This is a genomic window from Pseudomonas sp. LBUM1646, from assembly GCF_059716165.1.
Map to the genome: position 1 here is coordinate 2,366,229 of NZ_CP166810.1, position 17,428 is coordinate 2,383,656.

The following is a 17,428-nucleotide window of genomic DNA, read 5'->3' on the forward strand; positions in this document are numbered from 1 at the left end:
TCAGCGGTCTTCGAGTTGAATGATCTCGTCGGTGATCTCATCCAACTGACGGATCACCTGGTAGATATGCGCCACTTCCAGCAGGGTCGGGCGCGGGATGTGGCGACCGGTCCTGACCTTGTACAAGGTGCGCGCCAGCCACACGCTTTGCACGATCGGAATCTTCGCCTGTTTCGCCCGTTCGATCAGCGCCAAGGCGTCTTCGTCTTCACCCTTGCAGTGAATCAGTGGCAGCGGCGTCTGGCCCGGCCGGTAATACAACGCCACCGCAAAGTGCGTCGGGTTGACCAGCAGCAGGTCGGCGTCCTCCAGCGGTTTGGCCGGCGAGGTCGGTTCTTCGTTGAGCAGTTCGTGGGCCAGTTGCCGGCGATGGCCCTTGACGTGCGGATCGCCCTCGGACTCCTTGTATTCCTTCTTGATGTCCTCATGGCTCATGCGCATTTTCTTGGCGTGGAAGTACTTTTGCAGCGCGTAGTCGACCAATGCCAGGACCAGCAGCAAGCCGAGGGTGGTGCGCAAGATGCTGCGAAACAGCGTCAGCAGCGCATGCCAGTAAGTGGTCAGGTCCGAGTCCGCCAGCAGGATCAATTTGCCCAGCACCGGTTTAATCGACACGTACAGCGTCGCGCCGATGGCGATGGCCTTGAGGATGCTCAGCAGCAGGGTCGTCAGGTTCTGCCCGGAAAACATCTGCTTGAGATGACCGATGGGGTTGAGCTTGCCGAGGTCGATTTTCAGCGCCTTGGGTGCGAATAGAAAACCGATCTGCAACCAACTGCCGGCCATGCGCATCAGCATGGCCACGCCGACACTCAGCAGAATGAAGGTGATCAACACCCAGGTGGCCTCGCCGATCAGTTCGGTCAGGGTGCTGAGGAACGGTTCGTTCATGCGCTTCAACGACAGGGTCAGCAGGTATTCCAGTTTCTCCACGCTTTGATCGGCCATGCCCAGGCAGACCTCGCTGACCACCATCAGCACCAGCAATTTGCTCAGGTCCTGGCTTTGCCCGACCTGGCCTTTTTCCCGGGCATCGCGCAGTTTCTTGGGTGTGGCTTTTTCGGTTTTTTCGCTCATGGCACCAGCACCAGATGCCCGAGCAGAAACTTGATATCGAGCAGCTTTTGCAATTGGCCGTTGCCCAGTTCCAGCAGGGTCGGCATGTACACCAGCAGGAACGCCAGCCCGGCCATGCTTTTGGCCGGCATTGCCAGCACCGAGACATTCAGTTGCTGGGCGTACAAGCCGACGATGGCAAACGCGGCCTCGATCAACAACAGCAGGCCAATGAAGGGTGCGGCGTACAGCAGCGCGTGTTGCAGGGTCAGGTTCAATTGGCCGAGGAAAATATCCAGGCCCTGGGCGTTCATCCCCGGCAACCACACGGTGGGCGGCCAGATTTCATAGCTGTCCCAAATCACCTGGGTGATCAGCGACAGACCACCGGACAGAATCACCAGCATGATCAGCGTTTCCTGGAACAACTCGCCCAGCGGTGTGGCGTCCGGCCCCAGCGACGGGTTTATCTGCCCGCCACTCAAGGCGCCGCGCTGGCTGTCGAGCAAGGCGCCGACCGTGGCGAACATCCAGAACGGCGCGTACAGCAACAATCCCAGCAACACCCCCAGCACCGACTCCTTGAGCAGCAGCCCGACGATGGTGTACCAGTTGTCGTTTTCCAGGGCCAGCACCCGGCCGATGCTCGGCGCCGGCACCAGGGAAATCGCGCAGGTCACGCCATAGCGCAGCGGCCCTTTGATGTGCTTGAAACAGAACGCCGGGACTAGGATCAGGCACGGCAGAATCCGCGCGATAGCCAGGCCCATGCCGAGCATCAGCTCGAACAGGTGCTCGGCGTTGAACGGCATCAATGGGCGCCGCCGGTGCGGGCAATCAGGTCGAACGAGAGGTTGATGAACTGGATCAGTTCGACGCCGATCCAGCGCCCGGTCGCCGCCAGTGTCAGGCCCACGGCGGCCAGTTTGATCCCGAAGGGCAACGTCTGGTCCTGGATCTGCATCAGCGCCTGCAACAGCGACGTCAGTACGCCGACCAACACCGCGACGCCGAGGGTCGGCGCGGTGAGGATCACCACCAGGAACATGCCTTGCTTGAACAGTGCCAATGCTTCCACGGTGGGCCTCACATATAGGAATAAAACAGACTGTCGAGCAGCCGCGACCACCCCTGCACCAGCACGAACAGCAGCAGCTTGAGCGGCAGCGAGATGGTCATGGGCGAGACCATTTGCATGCCCAGCGCCAGCAGCAGGTTGGAGACGATCAGGTCGATGACGATGAAGGGGATGTAGATCAGAAAACCGATCTGGAACCCGGCCTGCAACTCAGAAAGCACGAACGCCGGGATCGCTAGCAGCAGGTCATTGCTGCTGGCCTTTTCCGCCATTTCCGCCGGCCACATGCGGTGGGTATTTTCCAGCAGGTGAGCTTGCACGTCGGGGTCGGTGTTGCGGCTCATGAAGCGCTGGATCGGCTCCATCACCGTGTTGGCGCTGACCTGGAGTTTTTCCGTGGTGCCCATTTCCAGCGGATTGTCCTGCACCCGCTGCTGGATTTCGTGTGCCACCGGGGCCATGACGAACATCGTCGCCGCCAGGGCGATGCCGTACATCGCCATGTTCGGCGGCACTTGCTGCACGCCGATGGCGTTGCGGGTGATCAGCAGCACCATGGAGATTTTCAGGAACGCCGTGCAGACGATCAAAAACAGCGGGACCAATGACAACGCGCCCAGCAGCAGCGCGAGCATGATCGGGTTCATGCCCTCCATGATCATCGGTCGAATACCACCCGAGTAATTTGCAGGCCGAGGCGCCCGTCGATATCCACCAGTTCGCCGTGGGCGACGACCCGCTCGCCATGGCACAGGGTCGCTTCGCCGGGCGCCACGCCGGCAACGTCCAGCACAGAACCCGGGGCCAGGCGTTGCAAGGCTTCCAGGCTTAGGCTTAGCCCGCCACTGCGCACCGTCAGGTCCAGGCTCAGGCCGGTCAGGGGCGAGGAGGGCAGGACCGGGTCCTGGGCAATCGATTCGGCCGGCGGTTGCTCGTCGGCTGGCTCGGTCACTTCGATGTCGGCTTCGGCGACGTCGCCGTCAATCTCCGGCAATTCGTCTTCGTACAGCGGGTCATTGTCCATCGTGAAGGTCCTTTTCGCGGATCAGCCGCAGTTGCAAGTTGCCGTCGAGCGCCTCGGCATCGACCGCCCAATCACGGGCGCCCAGTCGCAGGTGTCCGTGTCCTTCGCTGTCGAAACCCGGTTCGCCGGGCAGCACCACATCGCCCACCCGTAGCGAGCCCAATTGCTGAATCGTCAGGGCCAGGCGGCCGAGCACCACCGGGTAGTGCAGCGGCCAATCGCTCGGCAACGCTTGTTCGATGGCCTGCCACGGGGCGGCGTCCAACACCCGCAGCAAAGTGTCGGCGGCGCAACTCAGTACGCCGTGTACGGTTTCGCCCGCCCGTTGCACGCTGATGCGGCAATCGAAGCGCTCGGGCAGCGGCTCATCGACGCCTTCGAGAGGTTCGAGCGGCGCGAACAGGCTGGCCAAGGTCGGGCTCAGTTGTTGATTCACGTATTGCCAGTACCAGGGTTGCATCGGGCCGGCGCAGACTACCGGCGCGGTGCCGAACAGGCTCAACAGCGCATCGGCGTTGCCCAGGCGCAACAGGCCACGGGCGCTGCCGAACGGCACGGTGGCAGTGCTATCGAAGGACCGCAGCGGACTCAAGGTCAGGCGCCCGTCCTCGCCCGCGCTGGAAAAATCCAGCCAGCCACCACGGCCCAACAATCGGCTCGCGGCGGCGACGCTCGGCGCAACCTGGCGCAGTGTCAGCGGCTTCATGCGACCCCCATCGACAGGTCGACGTCGTGCCCCAGTGCATCGGCAAACGCGTCTTCGCAGGCTTGATGGCGGGCGCTCAAACGCGCCAGCACGTCACTGCGCTCGAAGCCCAGTTCAATCGCCCAACGGCTGTCACGCTTGTTCGCCCGCACCTGAACTTTCCCCAGGTTGGGCATCAATAATGTGGCGCTAAACGGGCGGTTGCCGTAGGCCGGCAGTTGCAGCGCCAGTTCATCGATCAACTGCGTTGGCACACCGTCAGCCGGGGCGAACATGTTGAAATGGCTGCCGCCACCGGCGCCGGACTGGTCGCCCTTGCCACTGCCCGACGGCACCAGCAGTTGCTCGAAGAACAAGCCGTCGGCATCCAGGTGGCGGGTGCTGTCGCGGCCCTGATTCAGTCGACTGTCCGCCAAACGGCTGCGCTCCGGCTCGTTGCGCCGAGGCTGCGAATTGGCGGCCGCTGGATTGTCGACCCGGGGCTGGATCGCCGCCGGTGCCGGTTTCTGTGGCGGCCGCGGCGCCGGGTGCTGGATCGGTGCGTTCAAAAGCTCATTCCTCATTCAGGGTCTCGCTCATGCAGGCGAGTTTTTCCACGGCGCGCTGGCGGGCCTTGGCTTCCAGCCGCGCTTGCTCGATGCGCAGGTGTTGCTGCTCGATGCCGTGGTGCAACTGGTTGGCGTTCTGGCGGATGTAGGCGAGGCGGTCGAGCATGCGGCGCTCCTTGTCATGCCAACGGTCGACGTCATCCAGTGCCATGGTTTTCTGCAGGTGCGCGGCCGACAACTGCTGGCGCCGGACCTTCTGGTTGTCCCGTTCCTGCACCCACGACTGCTCGGTGAGCCGCAGTTGTTCGTGCATCGCCTGCAACTCGTCCTGCAACTGACGTTGGGCACGTTCGGCGCGGGCCTGGCGGTGTTGGCGCAAGGGCGTCAGCACGCCGATCACGTGCGCCAGGGCGGCGCGGTCCGGGTCGACTTCGAGTTCGTCGTCCATGCTCAACCCGGCAACTGCGAGGTGATTTGCATGAGCAGCTCAAGGGTGGTTTCCAGCAGCACCGGTTCGCGCAGGTCCTGGCGCAGAAAGTCGTTGATGGCGTCGTTGAGTTGCACCGCGCAATCGGTCACCGGATCGGACCCAGGCTGGTATTCCCCCAGGCGCAGCAACATCTCCACTTGCCGATAGGCCGCCATCAACCGGCGCAGGCGATTGTTGGCTTGCTGGTGTTCGCGGCCGGTGACGTTGCTGAGAATCCGACTGATGCTGGCGGGCACGTCGATTGCCGGGTAGTGCCCGCGCTCGGCGAGTTTGCGCGAGAGTACGATATGGCCGTCGAGCAGCGAGCGCACTTCGTCGGCCACCGGATCGTTCATCGAATCCTGTTCGATCAGTACCGTATAAATCGCGGTGATCGAGCCGTTTTCGCTCATGCCGGCGCGCTCGACCAGTTGTGGCAGCAAGGTGTACACCGACGGCGGCAACCCCCCACGGCCCAAGGGTTCGCCGGCGGCGAGGCCGATTTCGCGTTGGGCCCTGGCAAACCGGGTCAGGGAGTCGATCAGCAGCAAGACCTTCATCCCGCGATTGCGAAAAGCCTCGGCGATGGCGGTGGCGGTGAACGCCGCGCGGGCGCGCTCCATGCTTGAACGGTCGGATGTGGCGCAGATCAGCACTGAACGCTGGCGCAGGGTGTCGTCCAGTTCATGGTCGAGGAATTCGCGCAGCTCGCGCCCGCGCTCACCGATCAAACCGAAGACGATGACATCGCAATCCATGTTGCGCGCCATTTCTGCCAGCAACGTGGTCTTGCCGCAACCGGCCCCGGCGAACAGCCCGACCCGTTGCCCTTCGCCCAGCAGGATGGCACTGTCGATGGCGCGGATGCCGGTGGGCAGCGCCGTGCTGATCCGCGGTTTTTGCATCGGTGGCAAGGCGTCGGCGATCACCGGGGTGGTGGTGCGTCGGTCATACGGCCCGGCAAATGCACCGTCGCCATCGCCCAGCAGCGGCCGGCCGAAACCGTCGAGCACGCGGCCAAGCAAACTGTCATCGACGCCGATGCGATGGGCCATGCCCAGCGGCCGGATGCGCGCGCCAACCTGAATGCCATCCGGCGTACCAAGGGCGCTGAGCAAGGTGCATTGCGAGGTGAAACCGACAATCTCGGCGAGCATGCTGTTGCCGTCGGCCTTGCTCACTTCGCACAAGTCACCGATCTTCGCGGCGGGCACCTGGCATTCGAGCAGGATGCCGTTGACCGCCGAGACCCGGCCGCTGATGCGCACCGCCGAACAGTTCGACAGGCGCGTGGTTTGTTCGCGGGTCCATTGCGCCAGGGCGGTGGTCACCAGTGCACCTCGACATGCCGGTCGCCGTCGAACTCGATACGCTGCTCGTCGATCCGGCTCAGGCGCAGACCGTTGAGCACATCGCCGATGTACAGCCGCTGGCCCTCGCTGGTGACCAGGTGGGCGTTGGTACCGCTGATGATCTGCACGATCACAAACGGCAGGCCGGCACCGGCGGTGGCGACCTCGTCGAGCAGCGGCACCGGCAGTTCGTAACGTTCGTTGAAGCGTTGCAGCATCCGTTGATAAACCAGCAGCGCGTCGTCTTTCAGGCCGCCCTTGAGGGCCAGGCCTTCGCCGCTGTCTTCGACGCTGACGTCGGTCAACAGCCGATCGCTGAGCAATGCGTTGAGCTGGCGGCGTACCGCGTCGCGGCTGGCCAGTTTCACTTTCGACGGCGATGCCGCTGCGGTGGTTTTCCCCGGGGCGGGCGCGGTGACGGCCTCGCTCGGTGGGCTGGCGCTGCGACTCAAGCCCCAGGCGCTGCCCATGATGCCCACCAGCACGCCGACGATCACCGCGCCGATGCGGTCGAACCGCGTCGAGCGTCCCGAAACATTCACCAGCGGCGGCGATTGCTCAGCGCTGTCCTGGGCATTTTCGGGCTGTGCAACCACGGGCACCAGCGGCCAATCCTGCTCGGCCGCCGACAGGCACAACCAGACATTGCCCAGGGCGAAGGTCTGGTTCGGTGTCAGTTCGGTCACCGTGCGGGCATGGCCTTCTTCGTCGTTGATCAGGCTGTCTTCGGCCTTCAACTGCCAGCCGTCCTCGGTGCGGGTCAGCCGACAATGCAGGGCGGCGACGCCGGGGTCGTACAACGCCAGATCATGCTCGGCATCGGCACCGATCAGCCACTGCTCGCCAATCAACGGCAACGCGGCGCCCTGGTGCAAGCCACTCAATACCCGCAGCTCAAACATCACGACAGTCTCCAGGCATCAGGCTGCATAGTCGTCCTCCAGCGCTTGCTGGTCGTCTTCGAGATCGAAACGGCCCATCACTTTCACTTCGGCGACGTTGCTGATCTCGGCGAAGGACAGCACCGGCACGTGGTGGAATTCATCCTGCAACAAGGTGCGCAACGGGCTGCGCAAGTCCTGGGCGACCAGCAGCACGGCGCGCTCGGCGGCGCGCAAGGGGAAGGCGATGCGCAGTTGCTGCACCAGTTGCTGGCTCGAGCCGTTGCTCAAGGCAAAGAAGGTTTCGGTCTGGGTCTGGCGCAGGCTGTCGCGCAGGATGCCTTCGCTTTCCGGGGTCAGCAGCCACACCAGCAAACCGTTGGCGCCGCAGTACTGGTTGTAGATCAGCGATTTGAGGGCGATGCGCACGTAGTCGGTGAGGGCGGTGATGTCGCGTTCATGCTGACCGTGTTCGATCAGGGTTTCGGCAATCACCCGGATCGCCCGCAGCGGCACGCATTCGGACGCCAGGCGTTGCAGCACCGAAGAGAAGCGCGCCAGCGGCAGCACCCGTTGCATTTCCTGGGCGAGTTCCGGTTGCTCGGATTCGAGCCAGCCGAGGATCGCCTTGGTTTCCTGCAAACCGATGAACTGCGGCCCGCAGGCCTGCAAGGCGCGCTCCATGCGTTCGACAATCAGGGTGCTGGCGCTGATGGTTTCCACCGGGCTGTCCTGCAACTGCGCGGCGTCGGCCGGCAACCACAGCCATTGGCTTTCCTGGCGGTCGAGACTGCCGGCCACTGCCTGCTCGTACTGCCCGGCGTCCAGGGTATCGACGTCGATGGCGACTTGGGTCTGGTTGAACGTGGCCTTGAGCATCGGCACTTCATAGACCGAGAAACGGAACTCGTCCGGCGCCAGGTGCTCGGCGGTTTCGATGATGAACGAGGGCAGGGTCAGGCCGTAATGCACCACCAGGCGATTGCGCCGCTGACGGATTTCACTGACCAGCGCTTCTATTTGCGCCATGTCCTGCCGGGGATGGAATTGCAGCAAAAACTGCCGGCTCGGGGTAAAGGTGCGCAGGTCTTCGTTGCCGTTGTCCTCCGGCGCCACGGCGACCGGTTGGTCCTGGCCGGACTTGGGTTTAGCCCGCTGCAATTGCAGCACGCCGCCCAGGCTGCAAATGATCGCGATGACGATGAACACCGCAGTCGGCATCCCTGGCATGGCGGCAAAACCGAGCATCGCCACCGAGGCAATGATCCAGGCCTTGGGCTGGCTGGTGATCTGCTCGGCGATCTCGCGGCCGATGTTGGCTTCCACCCCCGGATTGTCGTTGGACACCCGGGTAATGATCATCCCCGAGGTCACGGAAATCAGCAGCGCCGGAATCTGTGCGATCAAGCCGTCGCCAATGGTCAGCACGGTGTACAGCTGCACCGCGTCGCCTGCGGTCATGTCGTGCTGGATCACGCCGATGGCGATTCCGCCGATCATGTTGATCGCGACGATGATCAGGCTGGCGATGGCATCGCCGTTGACGAATTTCATCGCCCCGTCCATGGCCCCGAACAACTGGCTTTCCTTGCCCAGTTCCGAGCGTCGGCGCCGGGCTTCATGGACGCTGATCAGGTTGGCGCGCAAGTCGCTGTCGATGGACATCTGCTTGCCGGGCATGGCGTCGAGGGTGAACCGCGCGCCGACTTCCGCCACCCGTTCCGACCCCTTGGTGATCACCAGGAAGTTGACCACGGTGAGGATCATGAAAATCACCATGCCCACCGCCAGGTTGCCGCCGACCACAAACTGCCCGAACGCCTCGACGATGTGCCCGGCGTCCTGGTCCAGCAGGATCAGGCGCGTGGTGGAAATCGACAGCGCCAGGCGAAACATCGTGGTGATCAGCAACACCGAGGGGAAGGTCGAGAACGCCAGCGGGCGCGGCAAGTGCATGGCCAGCATGATCAACAGGCAGGAAATGCAAATGTTGATCGCAATCAGGATGTCCACCAGCCAGGTGGGCAGCGGGGTAATCATCATGAACACGATGGCGAGCACGACAAACGCGCCCACAATCTCCGAGCGTCGCATGGCTGCCAGGGCGATCTGGTTGAGCGCGTTGATAATCCATTGCATCAGGCAGTGTTCCCCTGGGTCGGGTTTTGCTCTTGGCGGGTGAGCTCCGCCATCAGCGTCAGCAGGTTGCCCAGGGCGGTCTGGCGGGCCTTGAGGTCGCGCCATAACAGAATGGGCAACTGCTGCAGCATCGGGCGCAAACCATTGAGAAAGGCCAGTTGGTGCTTGAGGTGTTTGCCGCCGACAAATTGCGTCAGTTGCAGGGTTTCATGCAGGTTCATGCCTTTGCCCGAGAGCGTCAGCAGGTGCTTGAGGAACGTCGGCGCATTCAATTGCAGTGCGGGGTTTTTGCCGCGCATGCGGCCCAGCAAGTGCTCGCTGGTTTGCAACAGGGTCGCGACATGCCGGGCGGTGTTCAGACCGTGCATCAGGTTGCGCAATTGCTGTTGGGTGCTCGACGGGCTGAGGGCCGCGAGGTCGTCGGCGATGGCCCCGCGCAGGTCACGCAGGGTCGGGGCGAATTGCCGTTCGCCTTCATCCTGGCCGAGCAGGGTGTCGATCAGCCCGGAGATGCTTTGTTGGCCGACCACGCCCGAATAGTACAAATCGCGCAAGGTTTGCCGGCGTCGCGGGTTGAGGCTGGACTTGGCAAACGCCCGGGCAGTATTGATGCCGGCCTGGGCCTTGTTGCCATGTTCGCGCCGCAGCAGCTTGAGTTGCTGATTGAGGCTGACATGTTCACCGCTGGCCCCTTCGTTATAGGCCTGGCGCGAGGCGGCCTGGAGCATCACATGGGCCTTGGCCGCATCGTCGCCACTGAGTGCCAAAACTTGCGCAAGGGTCGGGGTATGGTTCTTCAGTTGCTTGCGCAGTTCCCGCGCAGCGCTGTCGAGACCCTTGTCCTGGCTGCCCATCAGCAGTTGATAAAGCTCCCCCAGCTTGACGGCCTTGGATTGCAGCGCGTTGGTGCTGGCCATCAAGTCGCGCTGGCTCAGCGTGCGGCTTTGCTGAATCAGTGCCGAGGCGAAGCGCGTGACCTGTTGCGTGGCGGTGCCTTGATTGGTCGGCGGCGTGCTCTGGGCAAGCAGCGCCGCCGACCTGACAGGCGTCGCTGGGGCCGGTTGCTGGACATGTGGAATGTTCGGAGCCGCGATCTTCATGGCGCATGTCTGTCAGGGATATGCGCAGTGAGTGGCCGATCCTGGCCATCCGGTTCCATCGCGATGGCAAACGGAACAGGTGTGCCAGTTCTGGTATTGGATCCAATCGGCTTGTGCAAGAACTTGCACAGAAATCATCAGCAACAGTTTTGAAAACCGTTACAAATCATGCGATTACAGTAATGTGTCAATTGGCATACATATCGCTATAGCTCTGGGACATATCCTGAAATGGTTTATAGCGATGCTTTCCAGCAATTCGATGACCTGTCCAGCACCTGTTTCCGGCCTCCGCCAGCTCAATACCGAGGAGGTGCACAAGCTAAGAATCTTCATCAAGAAACGAGTGATGAACCTCGACGATGTGGAGGACATCCTCCAGGGCACATTCCTCGAAGCACTGCGCAACGAGCATAAATTTCGTTACGACTCCCAGCCGCAAACCTGGTTGTGCGGCATCGCCCTGAACCTGATTCGCAACCACTTTCGCAAACTGTACAAACAGCCTTTTCAGGAAAGCTGGGAGGACCGCGAAGAGTTGGAATTCAGCGATGGCTGCGACATTGGTGCGCAGGTGGATGATCACCGGCAGCTGGCGCGGGTGGTCCGGGCCATCGGTACTTTGCCGATGACCATGCAACAAGTGCTGCGGGTCAGCCTGGAAATGGACGGTAACTATCAGGACACCGCTTCGAGCCTGGGCGTGCCCATCGGCACCGTGCGCTCGCGTTTGTCCCGGGCGCGGGAGCAACTCAAGCGCAGCGTGCCCTGTGTTTTTTGAGCGTCGGGGGAACTCATTCGCCGAACATTGGAACCGTTTGCGCTCGCGATGCCACACATCGGCACTGTCCGACTGAAAATGGCGACCCCTCATGCGCATTTCCAACACACCGTTACCCGCCACCGGCTCTCCATCGTTGGGTGGCGACAAGCCGTTGCGGCCCACGGCGGAAAATGCCAGGCCCAGTGCCTTGTCCGCGCCGGGTGGTGGTGTGCAGTTCGGGCAACAGGCCGGGTCCCAGACCCTGGCCAGCCCGGGCAAAGACGCTCAATCGCCGAACCTGTTGGGGCTGGTGATGAAGCGTTTGCTCGGCGGCGATGAACGCACCACGCCCGCGCGGCCGCTCACCGATGTCACGCCCGCGACCCGCACTGCCACCGCCACGGCGACGAGCGATGCCACAGCCTCCGACTCTGCGGCGACGACCAGTCCTGAAGCCCAGTTGCTCGACGACTCGAAATACTCCTCGCCCAAGGAACTCGAACGCTGGGCACCGCTGGTGGCGGACTTGCCGCCGGAGCAGCGCGAGCAGGCGGCAAAGGAGCTCAATCGACCGATCGCCGCCGCCCTGATGGCCACGGAAAAAGGCCCGGAAGCGGCCAAGGCAATGAAGTTCATCAATGACAATCCAGCGTTGAAAACCGCGGTCGACACCGGCAAGCACGGTGGCAAGGCTGACGGTAAAATCACCGACGGCGACCTCAAGGCGTTTGCCAAGAAGATGCAAGGCGCGGCGGATAACGCCGACAAAGGCCTGGCGAATTATCAGAAAGACCATCCGAATGCGGATCCTCAGTCGTTGCAGATGGTCCGCTCGGCTTCGTTGCTGCAAGCCAACGGCCCGCTGGCCAACGCCGCCAGTCCCAAGCACGCGGCCGGCACGGAAGGCGAAACCAAAGTCGACCAGTACATGGACGCCGACGGTTTGAAGGCCTTGCAAGACAACAACCCGGGGCTTGCCGGGCCGCTCAAGCAAGCGTCGAAAACCTGGTCGCAGCCCGGCCTGCTGAACATGCTCGACCAGGGCGGGCTCAAAGGTCGGGACCTGGCCACCCATGGCCCGGACAAGAAATTCGACGCGGCGAACATCAGCAACTGGATCAAGAACCAGGCACCCACCAACGGTGGCGAGTTCGCCGGGATGCTCAGCGACGCCGCGACCCTGAATGCCGTCGCCGGCACGGACATCAGCAAGCTGGGAAAAGAGGTCTTCGAGCAACCGCAGAATCACACCGGCGCCGAGAAAGCCGCTGTGATGGTCAAGTTGCAACAGACCCAGCAGAGCGTGGTGGCCGGCTCCGATCTGCGCAAGACCGGCAAGACCGAAGAGGCGCTGGCGCAAAAGATCGGCCAGTTGCAGGACGACCCCGATGTGCAGGCCTACATGAACCAGGCCATCCCCAGTCAGGAACGAGCCCTGGTGGCCAGCGACCCGTCCCTGGAAAAAGCGGTGAAGGGCCAGTTGCAAAATGTGGTCAGTGGCCAGGCCTTGCGCAACGACATGAACAGCGCCGACAAGTCCGCAAAAAAAGACACCAACCCCGACTACAGCGGTGCGCTGGGCGGGTTATCGGCGCAACTGCAAATGCAGCAGGATTTGCTCGGTCCCGAGGCCAATCTGCCGACGGCTGCACAGGTGGTCGGCAACCAGCCGGACGTCCAGGGCAAGTTGCAACAGTCCTACGTCAGCAATTTCAGTGAAGGCGGGTCGCTCAAGCAATTGCTGGGACAGAAAAAAGCCGATGCCGGCCAGTCCCTGAACACCAGCGATGCGCAGAAAGCCGCTTATGACGCGGTGCTGCCGCAGAGTTTCGTCCAGGGTCAGCAGGCCAGTTATGTGGACGCCACCGTCGGCCAGTTGCAGCAATCGAAAAAAGGTCGCGAGCTGCTGGAAAACGCCGGTGATGGAGCAGGGCGGTCCGGTTCGGTCTCCGATGCCGTGGCCCCGAAAAACAAGGCCCAGCAAGTCAAGGATGCCTACGACAACACCAAGCAGGGACTCTCGTCGGCCAAGGATGGCGTCGATGCGGCGCGCAAGCTGGCCGGTCGTGAAGCATCGGCCGGGCTCGGCCGCATGGCCGGCTCCATCGGTGGACGGATTGCCGGGGCCGTGGCGGGCGAAGCGGCGGGGCTGGCGGCGGCGTCGGCCATCGGCGCGGCGGCCGGTCCCGTGGGTTGGGTGATTGACGCAGCCATGAGCATTGGTTTCGGCATCGCCGCGATTGTCGAGGCGGTGAAGAAACACACCGCGCAAAAGCATTTTGACCACAACGTCGATCCGACCCTGGAGCAGTTTGGTATTCCCAAGGCGCACTGACCAGAGCTTCTACCTGATGCCCACTATTTAATACACCACGAGGATTGCCCATGAACTCGATAACGCCTTCCATCCGCCCCCAATCGTTGCATACGCCCGAGCCCCTTGAATTGCAAACGCGGGGAGCCTCGACATCGGCCAGCGGGAGCGTCGCAATCACGTCGGGTAGCCCGGAAGCACTGGCGGGTCTGAAAACCCAAATGACCGAGTTGTTCAGGGGCGACCGAACCGAAGAAAACGGGGCAGAGATGGACGCGTTGGCCAACGGACGGGCCAACAAACTGCATGAGATGGGCTTCATCCCCACCGAAATCGAGGGTCTGCTGGACAAGGCTGAGCGCATGGACCGGGTGACTGTTCCGACCCAGGGCGCCGTGGGCGGCTTGCCGTTCGGCGTGGTCACCGTGGTGCTCGACAAAGTACCCGGAGTGACGGCCGCTGCCACCGGCAACCCGGGCTATACCGGGTATATCGCCGGGTCCATGTCGGGGGCGGCCGATGTCGTGGGTGCCGGGCTGCTGACCAAAGCGACGGAAGATTCGCTGTGGCTTAAAGCGCCGGCCGACAAGCTTGAAGACATCATGGCGGCCTCGCAGAAGACCAAGACCGAGGCCAATCCGCTCAAGCAGGCCGGGCAAAGCGCCACGGCCCTGCAGACATTTACCGCGCGTAACGTCGCGCGCCTGGGTGTCGCGGCAGCGCTCAATGCCACGGTCGGGCCCAAGGCTGCCGCTGCGGCGGATACGGCCATTGGTTCGGCGGGCGGCATGGCCGCCGGTGCCGGCTATGCCATGATCATGCATAAACATCAAAAAGCCGCCGGCCTGGTCGGCGGGGCGCAGTTGTTCGGGCGCAAAGACTGGGAAAAGCAAATCACGGAGCTGAGGGATTGCAGTCCGTCCCGGCCTTACATCAATGGCGCCAAGCGCGCTGCCAAATTCCCCCTGGACGTGGTGACCGATACCTTGAGCTCGGTGCGCAAGGTTTTTGAAGGCGGTAACCTGCTGACTAACGGCGGTGCGTTGGCGGGCGGTTTCGCGTTGACAGGCATGGCGCGTAACGCGGCCAAGACCGCGGCGCTCAATCACGGGTTGCCGGCGGGTGCCGTTGCGGCGGCGGATCATGCGGTCAACGTCGCGGGTTCGGCATTGACCTTCGCTGCCTACGGTGCTGCCGGTGTACTGGCCGGAAAAGCGACGGAAAAAGGCGTCAAGGTGATTCAGGAAGACATTCCGCCCAAGGCGCAGAAACTGGCAGACGGTGCCCAGAAAGGTATTGAGACCGGAGCGAAAGCCACCGGGAAATTTGCCGGCGACACCTATGATTCGGCCAAAACGGGCTTGGCCGAGGCGGGCACAGCGATCGGGGATGCCTACACCACCGGCACGACTGCACTCGGGGATGCCTACACCACCGGCACGACTGCACTCGGGGAAGCCTACGACTCCGGCACCACCGCGCTCGGCAATGCGGCGCGCTCCGGTGCCGACAGGGTTGGCGATCTGGCCGTGCGCTCGGGCTTGCGCCGACGTCCGGGGCCTCCCGATGGCAGTGCGGTCTGAAGGAACTCCCCGGTGTGCAAGCATCGGGGGCTTCAACCGGTTTGCCGCGCTTGCATAAACCCGATGACAAGGCGCGCCGCTTCATCGGGTGCTGCCTGAAGTAGGCAATGCGGTGCGTTGACTTCGAGCATTTGCACTTGCGGTTTCAGCTCCGAGATTCGCCGCGTGGCGGCTTCGGGTACCACGCAGTCCCGGGTGGCGCGTAGATAAACCGTCGGCACATCGACTTGAGCGAACTGCGCCGACACATCGACGCCGAGCACCGACCGCAGTCGGGCGCGCATCACCGAGGGGCTGACCTGATTGATCGCTCGGCTCAAGGCTATGCGCAAGGCGCGGGTGGAGAATCGACCGAGCAGCAATGGGCTGAACCACCCGGCGGGCACGGCGCCAATCGGCAGGAGGTTGACCAGGAAGCTCAAGCGATTGAACAGCGGCCGCGGGTTACTGGCAAACGTGCAGCAGAGCACCAGCCCAACCTGTTGCGGCAGGTGCAAGGCTGTCAGGGCGAGGGCGATCGGGCCCGAAAAGGATTCGCCGAGCAACACGAACGGGCGGTCTGTGGGCAGTGACTGCCTGACAAGGGCTTGCAATTGCGTGTAGTTCAGCGGGATGTCACAGGGGTAAGCCACGACGATGACGTCGCAAGCGTGCCCCAGGGCTGCTACGAAAGGCTCGAACAGTTCACCTGTTCCATCCATTCCCGGTAGCAGGACTAGCGTCGGCAGCTTTGATCGGTCCATGAGTTCCTTCCTTGGCGAGTCGCTATTCTGGCCCATTTGACTCACCTCATGCTTGTCAGAATCGGCCTCTTTATCTGTGGGTCGCAGGGAGGCAGGTCTCCAAGTTTTAGGCTACTACTGACAAGCCTTTTCCATTTCTCTGTCAGGAGCTTCCTTATGCTGTTTCACTGGTTTCTTGCGGCGATCCACCTCTTGGCGTTTGCCATGGGCCTCTGGGGCGTACTGACCCGAGGTACGGCATTAAGCCGTCTGGTCGCGGGCACGGCGCCGGTCCGCAGCGTGCTGGTGGCCGATAACGTGTGGGGAGTTTCTGCGGGGATATTGCTGATCACCGGTCTGATGCGCGCCTTCGGCGGGTACGAAAAAGGCACTGACTATTACCTTCATCAGCCGCTGTTTCATCTCAAGATGACGCTGTTCGTGATCATCCTGCTGCTGGAGCTGGCGCCGATGATCACCTTGATCAAGTGGCGTATCGCGTTGGGGCGGGGCGTTGCGATTGATTTGGGGCGGGCGAAACTGTTCGCACGCATCAGCCATGTCGAGGCGCTGTTGCTGATGCTCATTGTGATTGCGGCCACCGGTATGGCACGGGCGGTGACCTTCGACTAGCGCGGGCCTGATTCGTCGGGGTTAAAGCGAATAGTCTGACAGCCATGGCGTAGCCGAAGCCGGTAGTATCGGCTTCACGAAATGGGCGGAGGGTTAGGGTGACGAGCGTTCAGCAAAATACCGAGCATGAATCTTTAGCCAGCCATTGCGCTGAAGCGAACGGGCTGGCTGCTGACTGCAACAGGATTCAGGGTGTTTGCGGCTTGTCTGGAGCGGTAAGGCCAGCCTGAATGCGCTGATAAATTTCTTCACGATGCACGGCAACGTCTTTCGGGGCGTTGATGCCGATCCTGACTTGCTGGCCGCTAACGCCCAGAATGGTGATAGTGATGTCATCACCAATGTTTATGCTTTCACCGACTTTGCGGGTGAGTATCAGCATGGTCTTCTCCTTGATTGCTTGTAGGGCACCTGATTCAGACAGTGCAGAGGTCGGTGTAGTTATAGATTAGTGCGAAGTCTCACGGTTTGGGTGCCTCTTTCTGACGCGCAGATGCTGCATTAATTCCCAAGGCGTAACTATACAGAGGCCGCAACCATCATTCTCGTTGTTTTAAGCCCATTTTGCGGCACTCGGGAAGTATTCATGAATGTTAAAATCCGCGCTTTCAGCATTCAGAGGGAAGCGTTGTGCGCAAAATGGCCTTGGTAATCGCAGTATTGGCGTTGGCAGGATGTGGTGAAGGCAAGGATGCGAGCGCTCAAAAGACGCCATCCGCGACTGTTTCCGCACCGGTAACGGCGCCCGCCGTTGCAGCGGGTCCGCAATGGGACCTCGAAGTGCGTGGCGAAACAACCCAGGCGGTCAGCGACCTGAGCGGCTGGTTGATCGAACACAGCTTCGTTTCCAATGTGGTCCGGGAAAACGGCAAGGACCGGATCCTGCTCGGTCCGTTCGCTTCGAAAGCCGAGGCCGAGGCCCGGCAGGCCGACTTGAACGCGGCCCTGGCCCGGGCGAAAAAGATGAACATCGAATCGCTGATCATCGAGCGTCCGGCGGCGCAGTAATCGCGCATCTGTTCAGGCGCCGTTCAGCGGAGAATCCTAAAGGGTGTCGGTG

19 protein-coding genes are annotated in these 17,428 nt (G+C 62.3%); 5 read left to right on the forward strand and 14 right to left on the reverse strand.

Annotated features, from left to right (window positions below; all coding sequences use genetic code 11):
* From sctU to sctW, 12 genes are read right to left on the reverse strand one after another with little or no spacing between them, the layout of a single operon-like run.
* Nucleotides 1-1,077, reverse strand: a complete 1,077-nt coding sequence (gene sctU, locus ACA071_RS10670; protein ID WP_497644264.1) for a type III secretion system export apparatus subunit SctU — start codon at nucleotides 1,075-1,077, stop codon at nucleotides 1-3.
* Nucleotides 1,074-1,868, reverse strand: coding sequence for a type III secretion system export apparatus subunit SctT (gene sctT, locus ACA071_RS10675; protein WP_497644265.1), 795 nt, complete (start codon nucleotides 1,866-1,868; stop codon nucleotides 1,074-1,076). Before sctT ends, sctU begins: the two co-directional genes overlap by 4 nt.
* Nucleotides 1,868-2,134: a type III secretion system export apparatus subunit SctS gene (sctS, locus tag ACA071_RS10680; RefSeq protein ID WP_497644266.1), complete on the reverse strand. Its 267-nt coding sequence runs from the start codon at nucleotides 2,132-2,134 to the stop codon at nucleotides 1,868-1,870. Before sctS ends, sctT begins: the two co-directional genes overlap by 1 nt.
* 8 nt (nucleotides 2,135-2,142) lie before the next feature.
* Nucleotides 2,143-2,796 carry a type III secretion system export apparatus subunit SctR gene (gene sctR, locus ACA071_RS10685; RefSeq protein WP_169370616.1) on the reverse strand — a complete coding sequence of 218 codons (654 nt, stop codon included), beginning with the start codon at nucleotides 2,794-2,796 and terminating at the stop codon, nucleotides 2,143-2,145.
* Nucleotides 2,793-3,158, reverse strand: coding sequence for a FliM/FliN family flagellar motor switch protein (locus ACA071_RS10690; protein WP_497644267.1), 366 nt, complete (start codon nucleotides 3,156-3,158; stop codon nucleotides 2,793-2,795). The genes sctR and ACA071_RS10690 overlap by 4 nt, the downstream gene beginning before the upstream one ends.
* The gene (locus ACA071_RS10695; protein WP_497644268.1) at nucleotides 3,148-3,864 is read right to left on the reverse strand and encodes a type III secretion system protein; all 717 of its coding nucleotides are present in this window, start codon (nucleotides 3,862-3,864) and stop codon (nucleotides 3,148-3,150) included. The genes ACA071_RS10690 and ACA071_RS10695 overlap by 11 nt, the downstream gene beginning before the upstream one ends.
* Nucleotides 3,861-4,412 carry a type III secretion system HrpP C-terminal domain-containing protein gene (locus ACA071_RS10700; protein WP_497644269.1) on the reverse strand — a complete coding sequence of 184 codons (552 nt, stop codon included), beginning with the start codon at nucleotides 4,410-4,412 and terminating at the stop codon, nucleotides 3,861-3,863. The genes ACA071_RS10695 and ACA071_RS10700 overlap by 4 nt, the downstream gene beginning before the upstream one ends.
* Before the next feature lie 4 nt (nucleotides 4,413-4,416).
* On the reverse strand, nucleotides 4,417-4,860 hold the full coding sequence (locus ACA071_RS10705) for a type III secretion protein (RefSeq protein ID WP_497644270.1): 444 nt from the start codon (nucleotides 4,858-4,860) through the stop codon (nucleotides 4,417-4,419).
* A 2-nt stretch (nucleotides 4,861-4,862) separates the two neighbouring features.
* Nucleotides 4,863-6,212, reverse strand: a complete 1,350-nt coding sequence (locus tag ACA071_RS10710) for a FliI/YscN family ATPase (protein ID WP_497644271.1) — start codon at nucleotides 6,210-6,212, stop codon at nucleotides 4,863-4,865.
* Nucleotides 6,209-7,135: an FHA domain-containing protein gene (locus tag ACA071_RS10715; RefSeq protein ID WP_497645288.1), complete on the reverse strand. Its 927-nt coding sequence runs from the start codon at nucleotides 7,133-7,135 to the stop codon at nucleotides 6,209-6,211. The genes ACA071_RS10710 and ACA071_RS10715 overlap by 4 nt, the downstream gene beginning before the upstream one ends.
* A gap of 18 nt (nucleotides 7,136-7,153) precedes the next feature.
* Entirely contained in the window at nucleotides 7,154-9,253 is a 2,100-nt protein-coding gene (gene sctV / locus ACA071_RS10720; protein ID WP_497644272.1) for a type III secretion system export apparatus subunit SctV, read from the reverse strand.
* Entirely contained in the window at nucleotides 9,253-10,353 is a 1,101-nt protein-coding gene (sctW, locus tag ACA071_RS10725) for a type III secretion system gatekeeper subunit SctW (RefSeq protein WP_497644273.1), read from the reverse strand. The genes sctV and sctW overlap by 1 nt, the downstream gene beginning before the upstream one ends.
* Before the next feature lie 244 nt (nucleotides 10,354-10,597).
* Here sctW and ACA071_RS10730 point away from each other — a divergent pair, with 244 nt between their 5' ends.
* From ACA071_RS10730 to ACA071_RS10740, 3 genes are all read left to right on the forward strand, one after another.
* On the forward strand, nucleotides 10,598-11,134 hold the full coding sequence (locus tag ACA071_RS10730) for an RNA polymerase sigma factor (RefSeq protein ID WP_497644274.1): 537 nt from the start codon (nucleotides 10,598-10,600) through the stop codon (nucleotides 11,132-11,134).
* A gap of 91 nt (nucleotides 11,135-11,225) precedes the next feature.
* On the forward strand, nucleotides 11,226-13,451 hold the full coding sequence (locus tag ACA071_RS10735; protein WP_497644275.1) for a type III effector HrpK domain-containing protein: 2,226 nt from the start codon (nucleotides 11,226-11,228) through the stop codon (nucleotides 13,449-13,451).
* Between the two features lie 200 nt (nucleotides 13,452-13,651).
* Nucleotides 13,652-15,013 (forward strand): hypothetical protein, encoded by a 1,362-nt coding sequence (locus ACA071_RS10740; RefSeq protein WP_497644276.1) that lies wholly within the window; start codon nucleotides 13,652-13,654, stop codon nucleotides 15,011-15,013.
* Nucleotides 15,014-15,045: 32 nt separating this feature from the next.
* Here ACA071_RS10740 and ACA071_RS10745 read toward each other — a convergent pair whose 3' ends face one another.
* Complete coding sequence (locus tag ACA071_RS10745) at nucleotides 15,046-15,756, reverse strand: alpha/beta fold hydrolase (RefSeq protein ID WP_497644277.1); 711 nt, start codon at nucleotides 15,754-15,756, stop codon at nucleotides 15,046-15,048.
* Between the two features lie 156 nt (nucleotides 15,757-15,912).
* On the opposite strand from ACA071_RS10745, the gene ACA071_RS10750 reads away from it, so the two are divergent.
* Complete coding sequence (locus ACA071_RS10750; RefSeq protein WP_497644278.1) at nucleotides 15,913-16,368, forward strand: DUF2214 family protein; 456 nt, start codon at nucleotides 15,913-15,915, stop codon at nucleotides 16,366-16,368.
* 187 nt (nucleotides 16,369-16,555) lie between these two features.
* Here the strand turns inward: ACA071_RS10750 and csrA are convergent, their stop codons facing one another.
* Nucleotides 16,556-16,750: a carbon storage regulator CsrA gene (gene csrA, locus ACA071_RS10755; RefSeq protein ID WP_007938114.1), complete on the reverse strand. Its 195-nt coding sequence runs from the start codon at nucleotides 16,748-16,750 to the stop codon at nucleotides 16,556-16,558.
* 248 nt (nucleotides 16,751-16,998) lie between these two features.
* On the opposite strand from csrA, the gene ACA071_RS10760 reads away from it, so the two are divergent.
* Nucleotides 16,999-17,376 carry an SPOR domain-containing protein gene (locus tag ACA071_RS10760; RefSeq protein WP_497644279.1) on the forward strand — a complete coding sequence of 126 codons (378 nt, stop codon included), beginning with the start codon at nucleotides 16,999-17,001 and terminating at the stop codon, nucleotides 17,374-17,376.
* Nucleotides 17,377-17,428 lie beyond the last annotated feature (52 nt).

Excerpts from the sequence above, each read along its gene's own strand:
- sctR (WP_169370616.1), bottom strand. The coding sequence starts at position 2,796 with ATGATCATGGAGGGCATGAACCCGATCATGCTCGCGCTGCTGCTGGGC.
- ACA071_RS10750 (WP_497644278.1), top strand. The coding sequence starts at position 15,913 with ATGCTGTTTCACTGGTTTCTTGCGGCGATCCACCTCTTGGCGTTTGCC.
- ACA071_RS10690 (WP_497644267.1), bottom strand. The coding sequence starts at position 3,158 with ATGGACAATGACCCGCTGTACGAAGACGAATTGCCGGAGATTGACGGC.
- sctU (WP_497644264.1), bottom strand. The coding sequence starts at position 1,077 with ATGAGCGAAAAAACCGAAAAAGCCACACCCAAGAAACTGCGCGATGCC.
- sctW (WP_497644273.1), bottom strand. The coding sequence starts at position 10,353 with ATGAAGATCGCGGCTCCGAACATTCCACATGTCCAGCAACCGGCCCCA.
- ACA071_RS10735 (WP_497644275.1), top strand. The coding sequence starts at position 11,226 with ATGCGCATTTCCAACACACCGTTACCCGCCACCGGCTCTCCATCGTTG.
- sctV (WP_497644272.1), bottom strand. The coding sequence starts at position 9,253 with ATGCAATGGATTATCAACGCGCTCAACCAGATCGCCCTGGCAGCCATG.
- ACA071_RS10695 (WP_497644268.1), bottom strand. The coding sequence starts at position 3,864 with ATGAAGCCGCTGACACTGCGCCAGGTTGCGCCGAGCGTCGCCGCCGCG.
- ACA071_RS10715 (WP_497645288.1), bottom strand. The coding sequence starts at position 7,135 with ATGTTTGAGCTGCGGGTATTGAGTGGCTTGCACCAGGGCGCCGCGTTG.
- sctT (WP_497644265.1), bottom strand. The coding sequence starts at position 1,868 with ATGCCGTTCAACGCCGAGCACCTGTTCGAGCTGATGCTCGGCATGGGC.
- ACA071_RS10745 (WP_497644277.1), bottom strand. The coding sequence starts at position 15,756 with ATGGACCGATCAAAGCTGCCGACGCTAGTCCTGCTACCGGGAATGGAT.
- ACA071_RS10740 (WP_497644276.1), top strand. The coding sequence starts at position 13,652 with ATGACCGAGTTGTTCAGGGGCGACCGAACCGAAGAAAACGGGGCAGAG.
- csrA (WP_007938114.1), bottom strand. The coding sequence starts at position 16,750 with ATGCTGATACTCACCCGCAAAGTCGGTGAAAGCATAAACATTGGTGAT.
- ACA071_RS10705 (WP_497644270.1), bottom strand. The coding sequence starts at position 4,860 with ATGGACGACGAACTCGAAGTCGACCCGGACCGCGCCGCCCTGGCGCAC.
- ACA071_RS10730 (WP_497644274.1), top strand. The coding sequence starts at position 10,598 with ATGCTTTCCAGCAATTCGATGACCTGTCCAGCACCTGTTTCCGGCCTC.